Source organism: Pseudomonas sp. PDM09, from assembly GCF_014852305.1.
Taxonomy (GTDB): domain Bacteria; phylum Pseudomonadota; class Gammaproteobacteria; order Pseudomonadales; family Pseudomonadaceae; genus Aquipseudomonas.
Window position 1 is genome coordinate 109,228 of sequence record NZ_JACVBI010000008.1, and the last position, 22,838, is coordinate 132,065.

Annotated in this window: 22 protein-coding genes; 15 read left to right on the top strand and 7 right to left on the bottom strand. The window is 60.4% G+C overall.

Going from position 1 to position 22,838, the window contains the following annotated elements:
- Positions 1-54: 54 nt before the first annotated feature.
- Together IB250_RS19810 and IB250_RS19815 are read right to left on the bottom strand one after the other, a co-directional pair.
- Positions 55-1,371 (bottom strand): bifunctional DedA family/phosphatase PAP2 family protein, encoded by a 1,317-nt coding sequence (locus tag IB250_RS19810; protein ID WP_192345311.1) that lies wholly within the window; start codon positions 1,369-1,371, stop codon positions 55-57.
- Positions 1,372-1,547: 176 nt separating this feature from the next.
- Complete coding sequence (locus tag IB250_RS19815; RefSeq protein ID WP_063342419.1) at positions 1,548-2,246, bottom strand: DNA-3-methyladenine glycosylase; 699 nt, start codon at positions 2,244-2,246, stop codon at positions 1,548-1,550.
- Positions 2,247-2,435: 189 nt separating this feature from the next.
- Between IB250_RS19815 and IB250_RS19820 the strand changes: the two genes are divergently transcribed.
- The 13 genes from IB250_RS19820 (at position 2,436) to IB250_RS19880 (ending at position 15,014) form a co-directional block, all read left to right on the top strand.
- Positions 2,436-3,707, top strand: coding sequence for a glutamate-5-semialdehyde dehydrogenase (locus IB250_RS19820; RefSeq protein WP_192345312.1), 1,272 nt, complete (start codon positions 2,436-2,438; stop codon positions 3,705-3,707).
- A gap of 1 nt (position 3,708) precedes the next feature.
- Positions 3,709-4,398, top strand: a complete 690-nt coding sequence (gene nadD / locus IB250_RS19825) for a nicotinate-nucleotide adenylyltransferase (RefSeq protein WP_123498550.1) — start codon at positions 3,709-3,711, stop codon at positions 4,396-4,398.
- 72 nt (positions 4,399-4,470) lie between these two features.
- Positions 4,471-4,965 carry a ribosome silencing factor gene (gene rsfS, locus IB250_RS19830; RefSeq protein ID WP_038981377.1) on the top strand — a complete coding sequence of 165 codons (495 nt, stop codon included), beginning with the start codon at positions 4,471-4,473 and terminating at the stop codon, positions 4,963-4,965.
- Positions 4,966-4,974: 9 nt separating this feature from the next.
- A complete protein-coding gene (gene rlmH / locus IB250_RS19835) occupies positions 4,975-5,442 on the top strand; it encodes a 23S rRNA (pseudouridine(1915)-N(3))-methyltransferase RlmH (protein WP_003185785.1) in 468 nt (155 codons plus the stop codon).
- Positions 5,443-5,452: 10 nt separating this feature from the next.
- Positions 5,453-7,348, top strand: a complete 1,896-nt coding sequence (gene mrdA, locus IB250_RS19840; RefSeq protein ID WP_123498552.1) for a penicillin-binding protein 2 — start codon at positions 5,453-5,455, stop codon at positions 7,346-7,348.
- Positions 7,349-7,379: 31 nt separating this feature from the next.
- Positions 7,380-8,483, top strand: coding sequence for a rod shape-determining protein RodA (gene rodA, locus IB250_RS19845; RefSeq protein WP_192345437.1), 1,104 nt, complete (start codon positions 7,380-7,382; stop codon positions 8,481-8,483).
- A 17-nt stretch (positions 8,484-8,500) separates the two neighbouring features.
- A complete protein-coding gene (gene mltB / locus IB250_RS19850; protein WP_123498554.1) occupies positions 8,501-9,511 on the top strand; it encodes a lytic murein transglycosylase B in 1,011 nt (336 codons plus the stop codon).
- Positions 9,511-10,521, top strand: coding sequence for a septal ring lytic transglycosylase RlpA family protein (locus tag IB250_RS19855; RefSeq protein WP_007894385.1), 1,011 nt, complete (start codon positions 9,511-9,513; stop codon positions 10,519-10,521). Before mltB ends, IB250_RS19855 begins: the two co-directional genes overlap by 1 nt.
- 182 nt (positions 10,522-10,703) lie before the next feature.
- Positions 10,704-11,861: a D-alanyl-D-alanine carboxypeptidase family protein gene (locus IB250_RS19860; RefSeq protein ID WP_008070106.1), complete on the top strand. Its 1,158-nt coding sequence runs from the start codon at positions 10,704-10,706 to the stop codon at positions 11,859-11,861.
- Positions 11,862-11,941: 80 nt separating this feature from the next.
- The gene (locus IB250_RS19865; protein WP_052967109.1) at positions 11,942-12,217 is read left to right on the top strand and encodes a DUF493 domain-containing protein; all 276 of its coding nucleotides are present in this window, start codon (positions 11,942-11,944) and stop codon (positions 12,215-12,217) included.
- A complete protein-coding gene (lipB, locus tag IB250_RS19870; RefSeq protein ID WP_192345313.1) occupies positions 12,217-12,864 on the top strand; it encodes a lipoyl(octanoyl) transferase LipB in 648 nt (215 codons plus the stop codon). The genes IB250_RS19865 and lipB overlap by 1 nt, the downstream gene beginning before the upstream one ends.
- 1 nt (position 12,865) lies before the next feature.
- A complete protein-coding gene (lipA, locus tag IB250_RS19875; RefSeq protein ID WP_007946663.1) occupies positions 12,866-13,888 on the top strand; it encodes a lipoyl synthase in 1,023 nt (340 codons plus the stop codon).
- Positions 13,889-14,063: 175 nt separating this feature from the next.
- Positions 14,064-15,014, top strand: coding sequence for a S66 peptidase family protein (locus IB250_RS19880; protein ID WP_192345314.1), 951 nt, complete (start codon positions 14,064-14,066; stop codon positions 15,012-15,014).
- Positions 15,015-15,143: 129 nt separating this feature from the next.
- On the opposite strand, the gene IB250_RS19885 is transcribed toward IB250_RS19880, so the two are convergent.
- The 5 genes from IB250_RS19885 to leuS form a co-directional block, all read right to left on the bottom strand.
- On the bottom strand, positions 15,144-16,466 hold the full coding sequence (locus IB250_RS19885; RefSeq protein ID WP_192345315.1) for a lytic murein transglycosylase: 1,323 nt from the start codon (positions 16,464-16,466) through the stop codon (positions 15,144-15,146).
- A 62-nt stretch (positions 16,467-16,528) separates the two neighbouring features.
- Positions 16,529-16,693, bottom strand: a complete 165-nt coding sequence (gene arfA / locus IB250_RS19890) for an alternative ribosome rescue factor ArfA (protein WP_003176285.1) — start codon at positions 16,691-16,693, stop codon at positions 16,529-16,531.
- A 187-nt stretch (positions 16,694-16,880) separates the two neighbouring features.
- Entirely contained in the window at positions 16,881-17,918 is a 1,038-nt protein-coding gene (gene holA, locus IB250_RS19895) for a DNA polymerase III subunit delta (protein WP_192345438.1), read from the bottom strand.
- A 39-nt stretch (positions 17,919-17,957) separates the two neighbouring features.
- The gene (gene lptE, locus IB250_RS19900) at positions 17,958-18,563 is read right to left on the bottom strand and encodes an LPS assembly lipoprotein LptE (protein WP_192345316.1); all 606 of its coding nucleotides are present in this window, start codon (positions 18,561-18,563) and stop codon (positions 17,958-17,960) included.
- Between the two features lie 89 nt (positions 18,564-18,652).
- Positions 18,653-21,259, bottom strand: coding sequence for a leucine--tRNA ligase (gene leuS, locus IB250_RS19905; RefSeq protein ID WP_192345317.1), 2,607 nt, complete (start codon positions 21,257-21,259; stop codon positions 18,653-18,655).
- 280 nt (positions 21,260-21,539) lie between these two features.
- Here leuS and IB250_RS19910 point away from each other — a divergent pair, with 280 nt between their 5' ends.
- Positions 21,540-21,860: a hypothetical protein gene (locus tag IB250_RS19910; RefSeq protein ID WP_192345318.1), complete on the top strand. Its 321-nt coding sequence runs from the start codon at positions 21,540-21,542 to the stop codon at positions 21,858-21,860.
- Between the two features lie 106 nt (positions 21,861-21,966).
- Positions 21,967-22,746, top strand: a complete 780-nt coding sequence (locus IB250_RS19915) for a YdcF family protein (protein WP_192345319.1) — start codon at positions 21,967-21,969, stop codon at positions 22,744-22,746.
- Positions 22,747-22,838: the final 92 nt, after the last annotated feature.

Below are 22,838 nucleotides of genomic sequence, written 5' to 3' on the forward strand. Positions count from 1 at the left end.
CTTCGTCCTCGAACGCAGCCTCGCAGGTTCGGCAGCTGCTACAGGGTTACGGCATCAATACGCATACCGCAACATCGCATGCGGCATGTGCCTCAACACAAAGAAACCGAACAACGCCACCAACGACGGCAGTACCAGCCACCAGATTTTCGGCGGCATGGCGTTGAGCGAAGTCTGGCGTTGAGTCAGCCAAAGGCTGGCCGCGCACACGCACGCCGCCAGCATCGCGCCGGCCAGCACGTCGGTCGGCCAGTGCGCGCCCAGGTACACCCGTGACAAGGCAATCATCAGCGCCGGCAAGCAGCCCACCAATAACCAGGTCAGGCGCATGCGCGGCGGTTGTCCGCGACCGGCCAGCACCGCGAGCGTCAAGAACAATGCGAAAGAGCCCGAGGCATGGCCGCTGGGCATGCTGTAGCTGGTCAGTGGATCACTCAGCACTTCCGGGCGCACACGGGCGAAAAAGTGCTTGGTCGCGGTGTTGCCCAGCGCGGTGAAAAGCAAAGTGCCGCCGGCGAAAAGCGCGTGTCGCCATTGTCGTGTCAGCAACAGCAAGACGGTCAGCAGCGCGCTGAGCATAAACATGTTGCGCAATTCACCGATCAGCGTGAACACCACGGCCACTTCATCGAGCAGCGGGCTGCGGTGTTCCTGTATCAGGGTCATCAATCCTTGGTCGAGGGCGGTCAGGTGCGGATAGCCAATGAACAGGCCGATCAGGATCGACAGGCTCATGCTGCTGATCCAGATGGTCGCCCGGCGATGGCGGCGCAGGCTGCTGTTTGCGCTCAGACCGACCATCACCGCAATGCTGCCGGCGACAATCCCGGCTTCAGGCCAGAAACCTTCCGGCAATGGCAAGCGGATCGCTGCCCCGGTGGCCCAGCCCGGCAGGAGATAGGCGAGACTCCAGCCTGCGGCAGCCAACAGGCTGACGACGGCGAAGCGCGGGAAGGGCATGTCACACATCCCGGCAACCATCGGTAGCATCGGCCGCAGCGGGCCGATAAAGCGTCCAACCAACAGACTGGCAATGCCATAACGCTGGAAATACGCCTCGGCCCCGGCCATCCATTCCGGATGATGGCGCAACCCCGGAAGACGCCGGATGTTCTGGTGGAAATGGCGCCCTAAAAAGTACGAAACGATGTCACCCAGCACGCCGCCGAGGAAACCCAGTAGCAGCGTTTCACCCAATGACAACGCGCCACTGCCGGCCAGCACCGCGACGGTAAACAACAAGACCGTGCCGGGCACGATCAGCCCGGCAATCGCCAGGCATTCAATGCAAGCCACGATGAACACTGCCGCGGCCAACCACTGCGGATTGACCGTCAGCCAACCGGTCACGCTATCGAGCCATGGGCCCATAAAAACAACTCCATTGAATAATCAATTGGCCTCAAGGGACAAACGCAATCTTCACAACACCACAGATTTCATGTGGGAGCGGGCTTGCTCGCGAAGGCGGAGTGTCAGGCGGCACTAATATCGACTGAAAGGGCCCCTTCGCGAGCAAGCCCGCTCCCACACTGGATTTTCATCGTTCACGTCAGCAAAAAATAATCGCGCCCTTCGACCTGCCCCCGGCGCAGCGGGTTGCGCGTGCAATAAAGTGCGTAAGCCGCATCAACAAAACGGTACATCAAGTGTTCGTCGCGCCCGTGGGGAATGCCCAGGCGTGTGGTCTGGATAATGTGGCCGGGCGCCGGCCCGACATCTTCCACCAGCAGTACTTCATGGTCGAAGCGCTTGGCGTCCCAGACCGGCACCTTCAGCCCCAGCGCCTTGCAAAGCAGCGTCTGCCCGGCACACAGCTTTTGTGAGGGGCGAGGGCGGCCCCGGGCATCGGGATTGTTCAATAGCATCTGCGCCAGACTCGCTGGCCCGCTCAGTTCATCGACCCACGGATAGGCGGATTTGATCAACACTGCATTGCCGGGGCCCTGAGCGCTGAAGTTCAATGAATCGCCACCGCGGGCGTAATACATATAGATGTGGCCGCCATCCAGAAACAAAGCCTTACGCTTTTCTGTGTAGCCAAGGGAGGCGTGGCTGCCTTTTTCTTCGCAGTAATAGGCTTCGGTCTCGATGATCCGGGCACTGAGCCACAGGTCGCCGACCTTATGGCGGATGATCTTGCCCAGTAAATCCCGGGCCAGCGTTTGGGCATCGCGGTCGAAAAATGCATCCGGCAGCCCCGTGGGCTGGCGCGTAGTGGATGCAGAAACAGGCAAGTTGGTCATGATGAACAGCGTTTATCAGGGCTGATTGAGTCGTGATGATAACAATATGCGGCTTAATCACGGCTGAACGTCGGCAAATTGCCCTCCATTTCGACCATCCGCCTGTCACCGCTGTTAGTCCCGGGACGCGACAGCTATAATCTGCCGCTTTACTCTTTACCAAGACCTTAGCAAAGACCATTGCAGACCATGACTGAGTCCGTTCTTGACTACATGACCCGTTTGGGTCGCGCCGCCCGCGAAGCTTCCCGCGTGATCGGCCGTGCCAGCACCGCGCAGAAAAACCGCGCCTTGCAGGCGGCCGCCAATGCGCTGGACGCTGCACGCAACGAGCTGACCGCTGCCAATGAACTGGATTTGGCCGCCGGCCGCGCCAACGGTCTTGAGCCTGCTCTGCTGGAACGCCTGGCGCTGACCCCGGAGCGCATCGACGGCATGATCGTCGGTTTGCGGCAGGTCGCTGCACTGCCAGACCCGGTGGGTGCGATCCGCGACATGAGTTATCGCCCGTCGGGCATCCAGGTCGGCAAGATGCGCGTGCCATTGGGCGTGATCGGGATCATCTACGAATCACGGCCGAACGTGACCATCGATGCCGCCAGCCTGTGCCTGAAGTCTGGCAACGCGACCATCCTGCGTGGCGGCTCCGAGGCGATTCATTCCAACCGTGCCATTGCCGCCTGCATCCAGCGCGGCCTGGCCGAGGCCGAGCTGCCGGCCGCCGTGGTGCAAGTGGTCGAAACCACCGACCGTGCCGCCGTTGGCGCGCTGATCACCATGCCCGAATACGTCGACGTCATCGTGCCCCGTGGCGGTCGTGGCCTGATCGAACGGGTCAGTCGCGATGCCCGCGTGCCCGTGATCAAGCACCTGGACGGCATTTGTCATGTCTACGTCAGCGCCCACGCCGATCTGCCGAAAGCCCAGCGCATCGCGTTCAACGCCAAGACTTACCGTTATGGCATCTGTGGCGCCATGGAAACCCTGCTGGTGGATCAAGCGGTCGCCAAGGATTTCCTGCCATCGATGTCTGCCCAGTTCCGCGAAAAAGGCGTCGAGCTGCGCGGTTGCGAGCGTACACGGGCGATCATCGAGGCCGTTGCGGCCACTGAAGAAGACTGGCACACCGAATATCTGGCGCCGATCCTCTCGATCCGTGTGGTCGACGGTCTGGATCAGGCCATTGAGCATATTAATAAGTACGGCTCCCATCACACCGATTCGATCGTCAGCGAAAACCTGGCCGATACCCGGCGTTTCGTGGCTGAAGTCGATTCGTCTTCGGTGATGATCAATACGCCGACGTGCTTTGCCGATGGCTTCGAATACGGATTGGGTGCCGAGATTGGCATTTCTACTGATAAGCTGCACGCCCGCGGCCCGGTGGGCCTCGAAGGGCTGACCTGCGAGAAGTACATCGTGGTCGGTGACGGTCAGTTGCGCGGCCAGGAGTCGCTCTGACTTGGGCGACCTCGACCCGTCAGCCCAGGTGACCGCCAGCGAGCCCCAGCCTCGACGCATTGGCGTACTGGGCGGGACCTTCGACCCGGTGCACATCGGCCATTTGCGCGGTGCGCTGGAAGTCGCCGAATCGCTGGCGCTCGATGAGTTGCGTCTGACACCCAGTGCCAGGCCTCCTCATCGCGGTACGCCGCAGGTGTCGGCGAAGGACCGTCTGGCGATGGTCAAGTGCGCGGTGGCCGGTGTGCCACCGTTGGTAGTGGACGCCCGCGAATTGCAGCGGGACAAACCGTCCTACACCATCGACACCCTGGAACTGATGCGCGCCGAACTGGCCGCCCCGGACCAGGTTTTTCTACTTTTGGGCTGGGACGCATTTTGCGGCCTGCCCACTTGGCACCGCTGGGAAGAGTTGCTCCAGCATTGCCACATCCTGGTGCTGCAACGCCCGGATGCCGACAGCGAACCGCCGGATGCCTTGCGCAACCTGCTGGCAGCGCGCTCGGTGAGCGACCCGCTGGCCCTCAAAGGGCCGAGCGGACAGATTGCATTCGTCTGGCAGACACCGCTCGCGGTATCCGCCACCCAGATCCGTCAACTGCTGGCCAGCGGTAAGTCGGTACGTTTCCTGGTGCCCGACGCGGTCCTGGCCTACATCGATGCGCACGGGCTTTACCGTGCGTCGAACTGAAAAAGGGCGCGCTTCAAGGCACGTGAATGCGTGTATCGAAGCGCCCGAACACACGAGCAAAACGAGTTTTATATGACTGACAAAGACGTAAACAAAGTAAAGCGCAAGGGCACGTTCAAGAGCGCTCCGCTGCCAGTAGTGGCCAATACCGGCCCGGAACTGCGCGGCGAAGAGCTGGTCAAGGTGGCCGTAGCGGCCCTGGAAGACGTCAAGGCCCAGGATGTTCTGGTGATCGACGTTCGTGAAAAGCAGAGCATCACTGATTTCATGATCATCGCTACCGGTACTTCCAACCGCCAGATCGGCGCGATGCTGGATAAGGTCCGCGAAGCGGTCAAGGCCCAGGGCGTCAAGCCGTTGGGTGAAGAAGGCAAGGGCGACAGCGACTGGGTGCTGCTGGATATGGACGACGTCATCGTGCACATGATGACTGCCAGCGCGCGCCAGTTCTATGACCTGGAGCGTTTGTGGCAGGGTGCCGAGCAGAGCCGTGCCGGCAGCGCCGCGCACCACAGCCCGGAAAACACCCATGAGCATTTCATCAAGCTCAACAAAGACCAGCAATAAGGGACCGCTGTGCGACTGCGACTGATCGCCGTCGGTTCACGCATGCCCAAATGGGTGGAAGAAGGCTGGCATGAATATGCCAAGCGTCTTCCGTCCGAGCTGGCGCTGGAACTGGTGGAAATTCCGCTCAACACCCGCGGCAAGAACGCCGACGTGGCGCGCTTTATCCGTCAGGAAGGCGAGGCCATGCTGGCCAAGGTCGGGCCGAACGAGCGCATTGTCACCCTCGAAGTCCACGGCAAGCCCTGGAGCACCGAGCAACTGGCGGTCGAACTCGATCGCTGGCGGCTGGACTCGCGCACGGTGAATTTCATGGTCGGCGGCCCCGAAGGGCTGGCGCCGGAAGTCTGTGCCCGGGCGGATCAACGCTGGTCGTTGTCGCCGTTGACGCTGCCGCACCCATTGGTGCGGATTCTGATCGGCGAACAGCTGTATCGTGCCTGGACAGTCCTGTCCGGCCACCCTTACCACAAGTAGTTCTGCCCTCATGCCCCAGCCGATCCGCATCAAGGACCACGAAAAAGACGCCCGTCTGGTGCGTGGCCGCGTCGTGTTCGGGGCCATTGCAGTGGTGGCGCTGATTGGCGTGCTGATCGCGCGGCTGTATTTCCTTCAGGTGATCCAGTACGAGTACCACTCGACACTGTCGGAAAACAACCGCGTCCATGTGCAGCCGATTCCGCCGACTCGCGGGTTGATCTTCGACCGCAATGGCGTGGTGGTGGCCGATAACCGGCCCAGCTTCAGCCTGAGCATGACCCGCGAACGCTCCGGTGACTGGCAGCAAGTGCTCGACGTGATCGTTGAAGTGCTGGAGCTGACGCCCGAGGACCGGGTGATTTTCGAGAAGCGCATGCGTCAGGGGCGCCGACCGTTTGAGCCGGTGCCCATCCTGTTCGAGCTGACCGAAGAGCAGATCGCCCGCATCGCGGTGAACCAGTTCCGTCTGCCCGGTGTGGAAGTGGTCGCGCAACTGGTGCGTCATTACCCGCAGGGCGCGCACTTTGCGCACTCAGTGGGTTACATGGGGCGGATCAACGAGAAAGAGCTCAAGACGCTCGATCCGGTGAGTTACAGCGGCACCCATCAAATTGGTAAAACCGGCATCGAGCGGTTTTACGAGCCCGAGCTGCACGGTCAGGTTGGTTACGAAGAAGTCGAGACCAACGCCCGTGGCCGCGTGTTGCGGGTGCTCAAACGTACCGAGCCGATTTCCGGCAAGGACATCGTCCTGAGCCTGGACATCAAATTGCAGGAAGCCGCCGAAGCCGCGCTCGGCGGTCGTCGTGGCGCGGTAGTGGCGCTGGACCCGAAAACCGGCGAAGTCCTGGCGATGGTCAGTCAGCCGAGTTTTGACCCGAACCTGTTCGTCACCGGCATCAGTTTCAAAGCCTATTCCGAGTTGCGCGATTCCATCGACCGGCCACTGTTCAACCGCGTGTTGCGCGGTCTGTACCCGCCGGGCTCGACGATTAAACCGGCGGTGGCGATTGCCGGCCTGGATGCGGGCGTGGTCACCGCATCGACCCGGGTCTACGACCCCGGTTACTACCAACTGCCCAATTACGATCACAAATACCGTAACTGGAACCGTACCGGCGACGGTTACGTGGATCTGGACACGGCGATCATGCGGTCCAACGACACCTACTTCTATGACCTGGCGCACAAGCTGGGGATTGATCGGTTGTCGGCTTACATGAGCAAATTCGGTATTGGTCAGAAGGTCTCCCTCGACATGTTCGAAGAGTCGCCGGGGTTGATGCCGACCCGGGAATGGAAGCGCGCGACCCGTCGTCAGGCCTGGTACCCGGGCGAAACGCTGATTCTCGGGATCGGTCAGGGCTACATGCAGTCCACTCCGTTGCAGTTGGCGCAGGCCACGGCGCTGGTGGCCAACAAGGGTGTGTGGAATCGTCCGCATTTGGCCAAGACCCTCGAAGGTGCGAAGCCGGTGGACGAAAATCCGATGCCGGACATCATTCTGCGCGACCCGTCGGACTGGACCAAGGTCAACCACGGCATGCAGCAGGTGATGCACGGCGCCCGCGGTACGGCGCGCAAGGCATCCATTGGTGCGCAATACCGGATTGCCGGCAAAAGTGGTACGGCCCAGGTGGTCGCGATCAAGCAGGGCGAAAAATACGACCGCTCCAAGGTTCAGGAGCGTCACCGCGACCACGCCTTGTTCGTCGGCTTCGCGCCGGCCGACAACCCGCAAATCGTGGTGTCGGTGATGGTCGAGAACGGTGAGTCCGGTTCCGGCGTCGCCGCGCCAGTGGTGCGTCAAGTCATGGACGCCTGGCTCCTGGACCAGGACGGCCGACTGAAAGCCGAATACGCCAGCCCTATCAGTGCGGAGGCTACGGCCCGTGAAGAGTAATTTCGATCGCATCCTCTCCAGCGAGGATGTGATGCGTCGCCGTGCGACGCTGTTGCAACGCATGCACATCGACGGCCCGTTGCTGATCCTGCTGTTGACCCTGGCTGCCGGCAGCCTGTTCGTGCTGTATTCGGCCAGCGGCAAAAGCTGGGATCTGCTGGCCAAGCAAGCCACTTCCTTCGGCATCGGCCTGGTGTCGATGATCGTCATCGCCCAGTTCGAGCCGCGCTTCATGGCCCGTTGGGTGCCGGTCGGTTATGTGATCGGCGTGCTGTTGCTGGTGGTGGTGGATGTCATGGGCCACAACGCCATGGGTGCCACGCGCTGGATCAACATTCCCGGGGTGATCCGCTTCCAGCCCTCGGAATTCATGAAGATCCTGATGCCGGCAACCATCGCCTGGTACCTGTCCAAGCGCACCTTGCCGCCGCAACTCAAGCATGTGGGCGTCAGTCTGTTTCTGATCGGGTTGCCGTTCATTCTGATCGTGCGTCAACCCGACCTCGGCACTTCGCTGCTTATTCTCGCCGGTGGCGCGTTCGTGCTGTTCATGGGCGGCCTGCGCTGGCGCTGGATTCTCAGCGTGATTGCCGCGGCTGTGCCGGTGGCGATCGGCATGTGGTACTTCATCATGCACGACTACCAGAAGCAGCGAATCCTGACCTTCCTCGACCCAGAGAGCGATCCGTTGGGCACGGGCTGGAACATCATTCAGTCGAAAGCAGCCATCGGTTCCGGTGGCGTGTTCGGCAAAGGTTGGTTGCTTGGTACTCAGTCGCACCTGGACTTCCTGCCGGAAAGCCACACCGACTTCATTATTGCGGTGATGGGCGAAGAGTTTGGCCTGGTGGGCATCTGCGCATTGTTGCTGATTTACCTGTTGTTGATCGGTCGCGGGCTGGTGATTACCGCCCAGGCGCAGACATTGTTCGGCAAATTGCTCGCGGGCAGCCTGACCATGACGTTTTTTGTTTACGTTTTCGTCAACATCGGTATGGTCAGTGGCCTGTTGCCGGTTGTGGGGGTGCCGTTGCCGTTCATTAGCTACGGAGGAACTTCGCTGGTGACGCTACTGTCAGCGTTTGGGGTTTTGATGTCGATCCATACCCATCGCAAGTGGATCGCACAGGTTTGAATAAGGTGAAGATTTCAATGCAAGTAATGCGTGGCTGGGCGACTCGATACGCACCGTGGGTCGGCCTGGTAAGCATCCTTGGTACCGCGCAGCAAGCGTGGGCCGGCGATTACGAAGGCTCACCGCAGGTGGCCGAGTTCGTCGGTGAAATGACCCGCGACTATGGCTTTGCCGGTGAACAGCTGATGGGCGTGTTCCGCGAAGCCGAGCGCAAACAGTCGATTCTGGACGCGATCTCCAAGCCCGCCGAACGGGTTAAACAGTGGAAAGAATATCGCCCGATGTTCATCACCGATGCGCGCATCGCCCGTGGCGTGGACTTCTGGCGTCAGCACGAAGCGATCCTGGCTCGTGCCGAGCAGGAATACGGTGTGCCGGCGCAGGTCATCGTCTCGATCATCGGCGTGGAGACCTTCTTTGGTCGAAATACCGGCAATTTCCGGGTGATCGATGCCTTGTCCACCTTGGGTTTCGACTATCCTCCCCGTGCCGAATTCTTCCGCAAGGAGTTGCGTGAATTCCTGCTACTGGCCCGTGAAGAGCAGGTCGATCCGTTGACCCTCAAAGGCTCCTACGCCGGGGCCATGGGTTTGCCGCAATTCATGCCAAGCAGTTTTCGCGCCTATGCGGTGGATTTCGACGGCGACGGCCACATTAATATCTGGACCAACCCGGATGATGCCATCGGCAGCGTCGCCAGTTATTTCAAGCGTCACGGCTGGGTCGCCGGCGAACCTGTGGTCAGCCGCGCCGATGTGCGTGGAGATCAGGTAGATGAAGGTTTGACCGCAGGTATCGAGCCAACGAAAACTGTCGGGGAGTTGCGGGCGCTGGGCTGGTCGAGTCATGATGCGCTGCGCGATGATATGCCGGTCACGGCTTTCCGCCTGGAAGGTGACAATGGCCCTGAATACTGGATGGGTCTGACGAATTTTTACGCAATCACGCGTTATAACCGCAGCGTGATGTACGCCATGGCCGTACATCAACTGTCTGAACAGCTGGTCCAAGCACGGGGCGTCAAGTAATGCGGGCATTGCCTATGAATAAACCCCTGAAGCTCATGGCATTCGCCGCGTTGACGGTTCTGGTCGCCAGTTGTTCGACCAGTCGCGCGCCGGCTCAGAAGTCCCCGACCGCCGTTCGTTCGGCACCTGGCCTGGATATCAACCGGGCTCACAAGGATGGCGCACCCTGGTGGGACGTCGACGTAACGCGCATTCCAGATGCCACGCCGACCCTGCACAGCGGTCCTTATAAAGCCAACCCGTACACGGTGCTGGGCAAGACTTATTTCCCGATGCAAGAATCCAGGACCTACGTGGCGTCGGGCACTGCGTCCTGGTACGGCACCAAATTCCATGGCCAGAACACCGCCAACGGCGAAGTGTATGACCTGTACGGCATGAGCGCAGCGCACAAGACCCTGCCACTGCCCAGTTACGTTCGGGTGACTAACCTGGACAACAACAAGACGGTCATCCTGCGGGTCAACGACCGCGGGCCGTTTTATTCGGACCGGATCATCGACTTGTCCTACGCGGCCGCCAAGAAACTCGGCTATGCCGAAACCGGTACGGCGCGGGTCAAGGTCGAAGGCATCGACCCGCAGCAATGGTGGGCAGCCAAAGGGCGCCCGGCGCCTTTAATGCTTAACGAGCCGAAAGTCGCACAAAATAGTGCCCCGGTGATGACGGCATCGGCCGGCACCGTCGAGCAATGGACGCCGCCGCCGCAGCAACACGCCGCGGCCGTAGTGCCCGTGCAGATCGATGCAAAAAAAAACGCTTCTGTACCAGCCTCTGGCCAGTATCTGCAGGTGGGCGCGTTCGCCAACCCGGACGCTGCAGAGCTCCTGAGATCGAAGCTCAGCGGGATGGTGAGCGCTCCGGTGTTCATCAGCTCGATCGTGCGTAACCAACAGACACTGCATCGGGTGCGCCTGGGGCCGATCGGCTCGCCGGGTGAAATCCAGCAAGTGCAAAACAGCGTGCGGCTGGCCAATCTCGGTTCGCCGAGCCTGGTCAGCGCCGAGTAGTACCTGGTTCTTGTTTGACGGTTCGCTTGCGGTTTGGGGGGCGAACCGGGTTGTTGGCTCGTTGAAGAACAAAAGCCCGGCAAGGGTTGCAGAGTGAGCAACTGAACACGCGACAACTTTTTCGAGAGTTGTCTGATTAGTTTTGCCCTAGGGCAGTTTCCATTAGCGATTTCGAGAGACGGATGAACATCACCACCTTTGCCAAACGCCTGTGCCTGCTAGTCCCGCTGCTTCTCTCGCCCGCGGCTTTCGCGGCCGAGATAATGCCGTCGCCACCGCAACTGGCCGCCAAAGCCTATGTACTCATGGACGCCAGCAGCGGCAACGTGCTGGTAGAGAACAATGGTGACCAGCGTCTGCCACCGGCCAGCCTGACCAAGCTGATGACCGCTTACATCGCGACCCTTGAAATCCGTCGTGGCCAGATCGGCGAAAACGATCCGGTGACCGTCAGCGAGAACGCCTGGCGTACCGGCGGTTCGCGGATGTTCATCAAGGTGGGTTCGCAAGTCACCGTCAGTGATCTGCTGCACGGCATCATCATTCAATCGGGTAACGACGCCAGTGTTGCGCTCGCCGAGCACATCGCCGGCAGCGAAGACGCGTTCGCCGACATGATGAACAAAACCGTGGCCGACCTGGGCATGACCAACAGCCACTTCATGAACCCGACCGGTCTGCCAAACCCGGAGCACTACTCGTCGGCTCACGACATGGCTGTGCTGGCCCGCGCGATCATTCACGAAGACCCGGCTCACTACGCGATCTACTCGCAGAAAGAGTTCTTCTGGAACGGCATCAAGCAGCCTAACCGCAACCTGCTGCTGTGGCGTGACAAGACCGTCGACGGTCTGAAAACCGGTCACACCGACGAAGCCGGTTACTGCATGGTGTCTTCGGCCGTACGTGATGGCATGCGCCTGATCGCCGTGGTGTTCGGCACCAACAGCGAAGTGGCCCGTGCTGCTGAAACCCAGAAGCTGCTGACTTACGGTTTCCGCTTCTTCGAAACCCAGACCTTCTATCAGAAAGGCGCCGAGCTGGCTCAGGCACCTGTCTGGAAAGGCACCACCAATCAAGTCAAGGCCGGCCTGGCTCAAGACCTGACCATGACCCTGCCAAAAGGCCAGCTGAAAAAGCTCGCCGCCAGCATGACCATGACCCCGCAACTGGTCGCGCCAATCGCCAAGGGCGATGTGATCGGTAAAGTCGAAGTGAAACTGGACGACAAAGTGGTGCACAGCGCCGACCTGATCGCTCTGGACGCGGTCGACGAGGGTGGTATCTTCCGCCGCATGTGGGATAGCATCCGTCTATTCTTCTACGGCTTGTTCAACTGAATTAGTGTGGACCTGCATGGCCCCGTTCCAATCCGGAGCGGGGCCATGTCCGTTGCCACGGCTTACGAGGCCGTTACGCCATGACAGACACTGAAGTAAAGGCACCAAAAATCGAATTCCCCTGCGCGGATTACCCGATCAAGGTAATTGGCGACACCGGCGTGGGTTTCAGGGACAAAATCATCGCGATCCTTGAGAAACACGCGACCGTTGACCACAACACCTTTGCCGAACGGCAGAGTACCAACGGCAAGTACACGACCATCCAGTTGCACATCATCGCCACCGGCCAGGAACAGCTGTACGACATCAACAGCGAGTTGCGGGCTACCGGCTTCGTGCACATGGTGCTGTGATGTCTGGCACGCTGGGCTTTCGCGAGCTCGGTCAGATGGCTTACGAGCCAGTCTGGCATGCCATGCAGCGCTTCACCAACGAACGTGGCAGCGATGCTGCGGACGAGATCTGGCTGGTCGAGCACCCACCGGTGTTCACCCAGGGGCAGGCCGGCAAGGCTGAGCATCTGCTGCTGCCGGGAGATATTCCGGTGGTGAAGGTTGATCGCGGTGGTCAGGTGACTTATCACGGTCCCGGCCAACTGGTGGCCTACCTGTTACTGGACGTGCGCAAGCTGGGGTTCGGCGTGCGTGATCTGGTCAGCCGCATGGAGCAATGCCTGATCGAGCTGCTGGCCAGCTACGGCGTGACCGCGGTGGCCAAGCCGGATGCGCCGGGTGTCTATGTCGATGGCGCGAAAATCGCTTCTCTGGGTCTGCGGATCCGACACGGTTGCTCCTTTCATGGCCTGGCCTTGAACGTGGATATGAACCTGGAACCGTTTCGACGGATTAATCCCTGCGGCTACGCCGGGCTGGCGATGACCCAGCTGAGCGATCACGCAGGATCGATTGAATTTGCCGAGGTAAGTGCCCGGCTGCGCGCGCAGCTCGTCAAACACCTCGACTATGCTGAGCAGACGACCCTAACGGGCGGAATCGACTGATATGACTACTGATGCAGTGCAAACCATGATCCCGACGCTCGATGTCACCGAGCGTCCGGCCCCGCGTGCCAAGGTTGAAGCCGGCGTCAAGCTGCGCGGCGCCGAGAAGGTTGCACGCATCCCGGTGAAGATCATCCCTACCACTGAACTGCCGAAGAAACCCGACTGGATTCGCGTGCGCATCCCGGTTTCCCCGGAGGTCGACCGCATCAAGGCCCTGCTGCGTAAACACAAGCTGCACAGCGTGTGCGAAGAGGCGTCCTGCCCGAACCTGGGCGAGTGCTTCTCCGGCGGCACCGCGACCTTCATGATCATGGGTGACATCTGCACCCGTCGCTGCCCGTTCTGCGACGTTGGTCATGGTCGTCCGAAGCCACTGGACGTCAACGAGCCGGAAAGCCTGGCCATTGCCATCGCCGACCTGAAACTCAAGTACGTCGTAATCACCTCGGTAGACCGCGACGACCTGCGTGACGGCGGTGCCCAGCATTTTGCCGATTGCATCCGCGAAATCCGCAAACTGTCGCCGAACGTGCAGCTCGAGACCCTGGTCCCGGACTACCGTGGCCGCATGGACGTCGCGCTGGAAATCACCGCCGCCGAGCCGCCGGATGTGTTCAACCACAACCTGGAAACCGTGCCGCGCCTGTACAAGGCTGCGCGTCCGGGTTCGGATTACCAGTGGTCGCTGACCCTGCTGCAACGCTTCAAGCAGATGATGCCGCACATTCCGACCAAGTCCGGTTTGATGCTGGGCCTGGGCGAAACCGACGAAGAAGTCATCGAAGTCATGAAGCGCATGCGCGAACACGACATTGACATGCTGACCCTGGGCCAGTACCTGCAACCGTCCCGCAGCCACTTGCCGGTCCAGCGCTTCGTACACCCGGACACCTTCGCCTGGTTCGCCGAGGAAGGTTACAAGATGGGCTTCAAGAACGTTGCTTCCGGGCCGCTGGTACGTTCCTCGTACCACGCTGACGAGCAGGCGAAACTGGTCAAGGCCGAGCTGATGTCGTCCTGATCCCGTTTTGAGAGCAAAAAAAGGCCCGCAAGGCTTCCAGGCCTTGCGGGCCTTTTTTTAGCAGTGCCCACGGCGATTACAGTCTTTTCCTGCAAACCGTGGTGCGATTGACCCTCTTCTGTTTATTCCCGTTCCTGACTACTGTGTGCTGAAGCGTTCACAGGGAGAATCATGGATGACTGCTCGACCGACCCACACCCTTTGTCCTCATGCCCCCGTTCCGGCCTTGCCGCCTACAGGGCTGATTGGCGTGATCGCGCCCGCCGGCCCCGCAGCGCTGGACACCGATAAAGCCATCGGCTGGATGCGCGCTCGCGGCTATTCGCTGCGCGTGTTTCCCGGCGTTTATGAGCAAGACGGTTATCTGGCTGGCAGTGATGATGTGCGGCTCAATGACTTGCATGGCGCATTCGCCGACAGAGAGGTCGATGCCATTCTCTGTCTGCGTGGCGGTTACGGTACGCCGCGTTTGCTTGATCGCATCGATTTCGAATTACTGCGCAACAACGCCAAGCCGTTTATCGGTTACAGCGACGTCACTGCGCTGCACTTGGCCATCAGTCGTTATGCAGGCTTCGTGACGTTTCACGGCCCGATGCTCAACGCGGACCTGCTGGGTGACAAGCAGCAACCCACCGAGTTCTCGTTTTTCAACATGCTGCGCGGGCAGGTGAAGGCGGGCAGTGTGCTTTCTCACCCGGTGGCCTGGCCGTTGACCACCATCGAGCCCGGCATCGCTCACGGGCGCTTGTTGGGGGGCAATCTGTCGATGATCGCCGCGACCATGGGCACGCCTTACGAGATCGATGCCGAGGGCGTCATCCTGTTCATCGAAGACATCAACGAGCCGCTGTATCGCATCGACCGGCTGCTGACTCATTTGCGTCTGGCCGGCACGTTGCACAAGCTGCGTGGGGTTCTGGTGGGGGATGTGGCAGGGGTTGATGCGATCGCCCTGAAGAAGTTGCTCAAGCAGACCTTTGCGCCGTTGCGCATCCCCGTGCTGGCCGGATGGCGTAGCGGGCATTGTGATCCGAATTTGACGCTGCCGATGGGCGCGCTGGTCAGGCTGGATGCGGGGGACAAGGCGTTGGGGTTGGAGCAGGATGTGGTGATCAAGGCTTAGGAATTCATCGCCTGACAGTCAGTCTTCGCGAGCAAGCCCGCTCCCACATTCGACCGCGTTTTCATCAAAGAACTCGGTCAACTGTGGGAGCGGGCTTGCTCGCGAAAGCGGTATCAGCCATTCGTCTTACTATCGGCTACGCAACCCTTCCAGCAACTTGTGCGTCGGATAACCATCCGCCGGCCAGCCAAACGACTGCTGCGCACTGCGGATCGCTTTGCGGGTATTGGCGCCGATAATCCCGTCGGCGGTCCCTGCGTCGTAGTTCTGGGCGCTCAGCAGGTTTTGCAGCTCGATTCGCTCGGTACGGCTCAGCGGCAAGTCATCTTTTGGCCATAGACCGCTGATCAAACCGCCACCATTGAAGCGCTCGGACAGCAGACTCACGGCCAAGGCGTAGGACGAAGAGTTGTTGTACTTGAGAATCGCGCGGAAGTTATCGAGGACCAGGAACGCCGGGCCGCGATAGCCTGCTGGCAACAACAGGGCGGCCGACAGGTGTTCGGAGCCTGCCGGAACCTGGCCGCCATTGGGCAGGGTTACCCCCAGTTGTCGCCACTCGGCCACACTCTTGCGAATCGCGCCATCGGCCAGGACGTAATTGAAGCCGCTCGCCAGTTGTACTTCGAAGCCCCAGGGCTGACCTTTCTGCCAGCCGGAGCTTTGCAGGTAGTGCGCGGTCGAGGCCAATGCATCAGCAGAGCTGTTCCAGATGTCGCGGCGGCCATCGCCGTCAAAGTCTACGGCGTGGGTGTTGTAGGTGGTCGGAATGAACTGGGTCTGGCCCATGGCGCCGGCCCAGGAGCCGAGCATTTTCTCGGGGGCGATATCGCCCTGTTGCAGGATTTGCAAGGCCGCGATCAGTTGCGCATGAGCAAAGCCCGGACGTCGACCTTCATAAGCCAGGGTCGCCAGGGAATTGATCACCGACTTGCTGCCCTGGAACTGACCAAAGTTACTTTCCATGCCCCACACCGCGACCAGAGCCTGACGGTCGACGCCGTAGCGCTGTTCGATGCTTTGCAGGATGTCGGCGTGCTCGCCGACAAGCGCCTGACCTTTGCGCACCCGTAGCGGCGACAGCGCGCCATCGAGGTACTCCCACACCGGGCGAGTGAATTCCGGTTGGCTGCGGTCGGCACGGATCACGCTGTCGTCCACGCTGACATTGGCAAAAGCACGATCGAACAGGTCGGCGCGAATGCCGGCGGCGAGGGCGTCCTTACGGAAACCCGCCTGCCATTCGGCAAAGGTCTGGGTAGGCAGGATGTCGAGATTTTCACCGGTTGGAACCACCGGCGGAATGACCGCAGGGGCCGTCGCAACGGTGCGGGTCTGAAGCGGTTGGGCGTCGGCAGCGGTGGGTTTTTCCGCGCAGGCGACAAGCAGAACGAGGCTGGAGGCAGCTATCAGTTGGCGAAGAGGCCAACGACGGGAAATACAAAGGGGCATGCACAGGTCCAGAGGATACGAATCAGGTGCAGACCTTAACATGTTGAGCGATGGCTTGCCTTTCAGGCCGCCAGAAAGTAAGAAGCCTCCCAGCTGTTAGACTGGAAGGCTTCGCGGCGGTAGCTGCCTTTGCCCTTGCCGGCTCGTTCCTGACGGCTGCGGAACAGTGGCTGGGCGATGATGGATTTGGCCTTGTTGGGGCCATGTTTAGATGGCTTTTTGCTCATGATGATCTCTCGCAAGTGAGTGGGTTTTGCGGGGGGAATAATCTGCCGAAGCAAAGTTTTTGTCTAGTCCCTACATTGTGTAGGACCTTTCGGACGCCTTCGCGGGCAAGCCTCGCTCCTACAGGAATACACACGATCTCTGTAGGAGCGAGGCTTGCCCGCGAATGGCCGTTATGGGTCAAAAACATTACTCTGCGGGCAACGACAATCTCTGCCCGGCCATCAACAGCGTCAACCGACTCAGACTCATCCACGGCGAACCCGCCGCCTGGCCTTTGATCTGCGCATCGATGCGCTGGGCTTCCAACAGCAACTGCGCCCAGCGTTGTGCCGAATAGCGTTGCAGCGCTTTGCTCATCAACGGTTTGCGTTTGTCCCAGATTGGCGGTCGGGCCTGGCTGAAGGCTTTGTCGAGCGGCACGCCTTGGCTGTATTGCAACGACAGGTTGGCCAGCAGACGCAGTTCCCGGGCCAGCGCCCAGAGAATCACCGGCGGTTCGACGCCTTCGCCGCGCAACCCTTCGAGCATGCGCAGGGCGTGAGCGGCCTCGCCATTGAGAATCGCATCGGTCAAGCCGAAGACATCAAAACGCGCACTGTCGGCTACCGCTGCTTGCACGGTTTCGACGGTGATCTGGCCACCTTCGGCCATCAGCTTGAGCTTTTCGATTTCCTGGGCGGCAGCCAGCAGGTTGCCCTCGACCCGTGCGGCGATCAGTTCGACAGCGTCCTGGCTGGCGGAAAGCCCGGCCTGGGACAGGCGTTGACGGATCCAGTTCGGCAACTGGTTGGTGTCCACGGGCCAGATCTGCACGAACTGGGTCTGCGGACCTTCGACCAGCGCCTTGCCCCACTTGGTCTTCTGCGCACTGCCGTCAAGCTTGGGCAGACTGATCAGCAACACCGTGTCTTCGGCGGGGCGCGAACAGTATTCGATAAGTGCCGCGGCGCCTTTGTCTCCGGGTTTGCCGGAGGGCAGACGCAGTTCCAGAAGACGTTTTTCGGCGAACAGCGACATGCTGGCGCCGGCCTGCAGCAGCGTACCCCAGTCGAAACTGGCGTCGGCGGCAAAGACCTGGCGTTCATCGAAACCTTGCTGGCGGGCAGCCGCGCGAATGGCGTCGGCGGCTTCCTGACACAGCAGTGGGTCATCGCCACTGATGACGTAGACCGGCGCGAGGGCACCTTGCAGGTGTTTAGCGAGTTGGGCGGGGGCGAGTTTCATAAGAAGAGGCAAACGGGGCGCCTGAGCGCCCCGTAAGGCTTATTGCTGCGGCAGTTCGACAGGCGACTGACGCGGCGTCTGCGCTTCAGCTTTCTGTGCCGCTTCCAGCGCGTCGGTTTCAGCCTTGGCCCTGGCATCAGCGGTCTGCTGCAGCTGTTCCAACTGAGTTGGGGAGAGCTGTTGCAGGCGCAGCATCATGCGTTGAACCAGTTCACGACGCATTTCCTTGCGGGCATCGTTGGCTTCCTGGTCGGAACCCACCAGGTTGTTGCCGTCATGGATGAAGACTTTCTGCACTTCGAGCTTGTCGCTCAGCAGTGGCAGGTTGCTCTGACCCCGGATGTCGTAGTTCAGCACCATGGTCATCTGGTACTCGCCAGTACGACCGGCGCCTGCGTAACTGAGGATGCGCTGGCTTTCCTGCTCATCGGTCAGCACCAGTTTATGAGGTGCGCCGCTGTAGACCTTGACGCCACTGCTTTCCAGCACCTGACGCAATTGCGTTACGGTTTCGCCGTAGGCATTGCGGGCGCTCAGATCGAGTTCCTTGATCGCCAGTTCAGTGGTGCCGGTGCCGCGCAGCTGGAAACCGCAGGCGCTCAGCAGGACTGCAAGGCCCATCACCAGCAAATTGCGTTTGATCATCATGTTGCTCCCCTTGAAACCATGTGGGCCGGTCAAGCGGCCCGAAAGGTTTTACTCGGCGCCAGGCATCACCTGGCGCCCGATCCAATTTAGCTGGCGACGATATTGACCAGTTTCCCGGGCACTACGATCACTTTGCGAATAGTCAGGCCATCGACGAAGCGCAGGACGTTTTCGTTGGCCCGTGCGGCCGCCTCGACTTCTTCGCGGCTGGCGCTGGCCGGCATTTCGAGGTGGCCGCGCAGCTTGCCGTTGACTTGAATGACAAGCTGCAGGCTGTCCTGTACCAAGGCGCTTTCATCCAGCACCGGCCAACCGGCATCGATGACCGGATCGGCGTGACCCAGGCGATGCCACAGTTCGTGGCTGATGTGCGGGGTGATCGGAGCCAGCAGCAGGACTACGGTTTCCAGACCCTCGTGAATCAGTGCGCGATCCTGTTCGGTGCTTTGCGCGGCTTTTTCCAGCACGTTCATCAGCGTCATCACTTGGGCGATGGCGGTGTTGAATTTGTGGTTCTGGCCGACGTCGTGGCTGGCCTGCTTGATGGCCTGGTGGATCGAACGGCGAATGGCTTTTTGCTCGTCGTTCAGGCTGGCGACGTCCAGTTTGCCCGGCAGGCCCTGAGTGACGTGCGCTTGAGCCAGGCGCCAGACGCGCTTGAGGAAGCGGTGCGAACCCTCTACGCCGGAGTCGGACCATTCCGCGCTCATGTCGGGTGGCGAGGCGAACATCATGAACAGGCGGCAGGTGTCTGCGCCGAACTGGTCAATCATCGATTGTGGGTCGACGCCGTTGTTCTTTGACTTGGCCATCTTCTCGGTGCCACCGATTTCCACCGGCAGGCCGTCTGCGATCAGCTTGGCGCTAATGACCTTGGCCTTACTGTCGCGTTCAAGTTCGACATCCGCCGGGTTGAACCACGTGTAGGCACCGTTGGCTTCGCGACGGTAGTAAGTCTCGGCGATCACCATGCCCTGAGTCAGCAGGTTCTTGAATGGCTCGTTGGAGCTCACCAGGCCTTCATCACGCATCAGCTTGTGGAAGAAGCGCGCATAAAGCAGGTGAAGAATGGCGTGTTCGATGCCACCGATGTACTGATCCACCGGCAACCAATGGTCGGCCGCCGATTTTTCCACCAGACCACCTTCATAGTGTGGCGAGGCGTAACGGGCGTAGTACCACGAGGACTCGACAAAGGTGTCCATGGTGTCGGTTTCACGCTTGGCTGCAGCGCCGCATTTCGGGCAGGTGCACTCGTAGAACTCGGGCATGCGCGCCAGTGGCGAACCGGCGCCGTCCGGTACGACGTCTTCCGGCAGCACCACGGGCAGTTGATCTTCCGGGACCGGCACATCACCGCAGGTGTCGCAGTGGATGATCGGGATCGGGCAGCCCCAGTAGCGCTGACGGCTGATGCCCCAGTCACGCAGGCGGAACTGGGTGCGCGAGGCACCGAGGTTTTTCTTGATCAGCGCCACTTCAATGGCGTCGAAGGCGCCTGCGAAGTCGAGGCCATCGAATTCGCCGGAGTTGATCAGCGTGCCGTGCTCGCCGTACGCATCCTGCCAAGGCGCCGGGTTGGTGTCGCCGGAACTTGTGCGCACCACGGATTTGATCGGCAGGTTGTACTTGGTGGCGAACTCGAAATCACGTTCGTCGTGAGCCGGAACAGCCATGACCGCGCCATCGCCGTAATGCATCAGCACGTAGTTGGCGACCCACACCGGGAGTTTCTCCCCGGTCAGCGGGTGTTCGACGAACAGCGAGGTCGGCAGGCCTTTTTTCTCTTGAGTGGCGACGTCGGCTTCGGCAACGCTGCCGCCCTTGCATTCAGCGATGAACGCTTGCAGCTCAGGGTTGTTCTGCGCGGCCAGGGTCGCCAGATGGTGTTCGGCGGCCACCGCAACGTAGGTTGCGCCCATCAGGGTGTCCGGACGGGTAGTGAACACTTTCAGTGCGCCGGCTTCGCCGATGGAATCGACGTCGTACGGGAACTGCACTTCCATGCCGCGGGATTTGCCGATCCAGTTGCGCTGCATGGTCTTGACCTGCTCAGGCCAGCCCGTCAGTTCGTCGAGGCTTTCCAGCAGCTCATCCGCGTAGGCGGTGATCTTGAAGTAGTACATCGGGATTTCGCGCTTTTCGATCAGCGCGCCGGAACGCCAGCCGCGACCGTCGATCACTTGCTCGTTGGCCAGAACGGTCTGGTCGACCGGGTCCCAGTTCACAGTGCCGCTTTTTTTGTAAATCACGCCTTTTTCGAACAGGCGAGTGAACAGCCATTGTTCCCAGCGGTAGTAATCAGGCTTGCAGGTGGTCACTTCGCGCGACCAGTCCACCGCCAGGCCCAGGCTGCGCAGCTGGCTTTTCATGTAGGCGATGTTTTCGTAGGTCCACTTGGCGGGCGCTACGTTGTTCTTCATCGCGGCGTTTTCCGCCGGCATGCCGAAGGCGTCCCAACCCATGGGTTGCAGGACGTTCTTGCCTTGCATGCGCTGGTAGCGGGAGATCACGTCGCCGATGGTGTAGTTGCGCACGTGCCCCATGTGTAGCTTGCCGCTGGGGTAAGGGAACATCGACAGGCAGTAGAACGTCTCCTTGCCTGGCTGTTCACTGACTTCAAAGGACTTTTGCTCGTCCCAGAATGACTGGGCGGCGGCTTCGATTTCACGGGGCTGATATTGTTCGTGCATGGCTACTTTTGAACTGAATAGGGGTGGCCTAATCCTCTTCAATGCAACGCTGGACGGTGATAACGCCAAATCGGCGTTTCGGTGCCCAGGCGAGCTGGAAGTGGAGTTACAGGAAGCGCCGTAGCATACATGACCGCACTCTACCGAGGGAAACCCTGATTACACGCAAGGACGTGGCCAATACCCGCTCCGAGGGCCGTTGGTCGCGGCACTCAGCCGGTTTTTTCAGCGAGGCTAAGCTCTAAAAGGGGAGTGAGTCTTATCTTCAATGAGGTGATGGATGGTTGAGTCACAGCAAAAAGCTACAAAACCGGAGCTGTACGAAAAACTGATAGACCGTCTCGCAATGGCGCTGGATACGGCCAAAACTGCCGGACGGCTGCGTGATGAGCGTCCCCTGGAGCTGGAGCTGCGTGGTTTGAGCCCCGCAGAGTTTGAACTGGTCAAGGCCTATCTGGATCGTAGTGAACGTGAAACGCAGGGATGCTTGTCAGCAGCAGTGAAGCAACTCGAGGCACCACGTTCGGCCAAGATCATCTGGCTCAAGGATAAGGCACCCGGCAAAGGCGCGGGAAAGGTCCGGTCTTTGCAATTCAAGTAAGGGCACTTGAAGCCATGGAAAATGGTTTTTTGAAACAAAGTCCTTCCACATTTGTTGTCGCATTGCGTCAACCCACCTAGGCTTCGGGCATCTATGGAGATGCCCGATGCCTTTTCGTTATTTCATTAAACAACTTCTTCTGCCACCCGGCATTTTATTGCTGCTGCTGGTACTTGCCTGGTGGTGGCGCCGCTCAAGGCCGAGGCTGGCGGGGGTGTGTTTCATCTTGGGCGTGGGCGGCTTCTGGTTGATGAGCCTGCCGGTCGTGGTGGAGTGGAGTGCCAAGTCGCTGGAGCGCGAGTCGCCGCTGGCGCGCGAGGAATGGGCAACCTTGGGCCGACGGGCGGACGCGATCGTGGTGCTGGGTTCAGGGCGTGAGCGGGGCGATCCGGCCTGGGGCGTTGATCAGCCGACCGGTGTAGGCCTGGGGCGCGAGCGTTATGCCGCGCGCCTGGCCAAGGCGTCCGGCTTGCCGATTCTGACCAGCGGCGGCCTGCATTACGGCACTCCACCGACCGAAGCGAAGCTGATGGCGGACTCATTGCTCGACGATTTTGGCGTGACGGTACGCTGGCAGGAAGGGCGCAGCCGCACGACCTGGGAAAACGCGCAATTCAGCGCTCAGGTGTTGTTGCCGGAGGGGATCAAGCGGGTGGTGGTCGTGACTCAGGCCTGGCACATGCCGCGAGCGGTCTGGAGTTTCCAGCAGGCCGGATTTGAGGTAGTGCCCGCGCCAGTGGGGTTTTTAGGCGTGGACAATGCCCGGCCGCTGGGTGGCTGGATGCCGGAGTTCAAATCGATCTGGCAGAGCGGGCAGTTGATGAATGAGGCGGTGGGGCAGATCGGGTATTCGTTGTTTTATCGAGGCGATGTTGACGCTGATTGATGTTGTGCCTGTGATGCCGTCTTCGCGAGCAAGCCCGCTCCCACATTCAATCTCTTTCGTTCACACATTATGTGTTCACAGAGGATCAAATG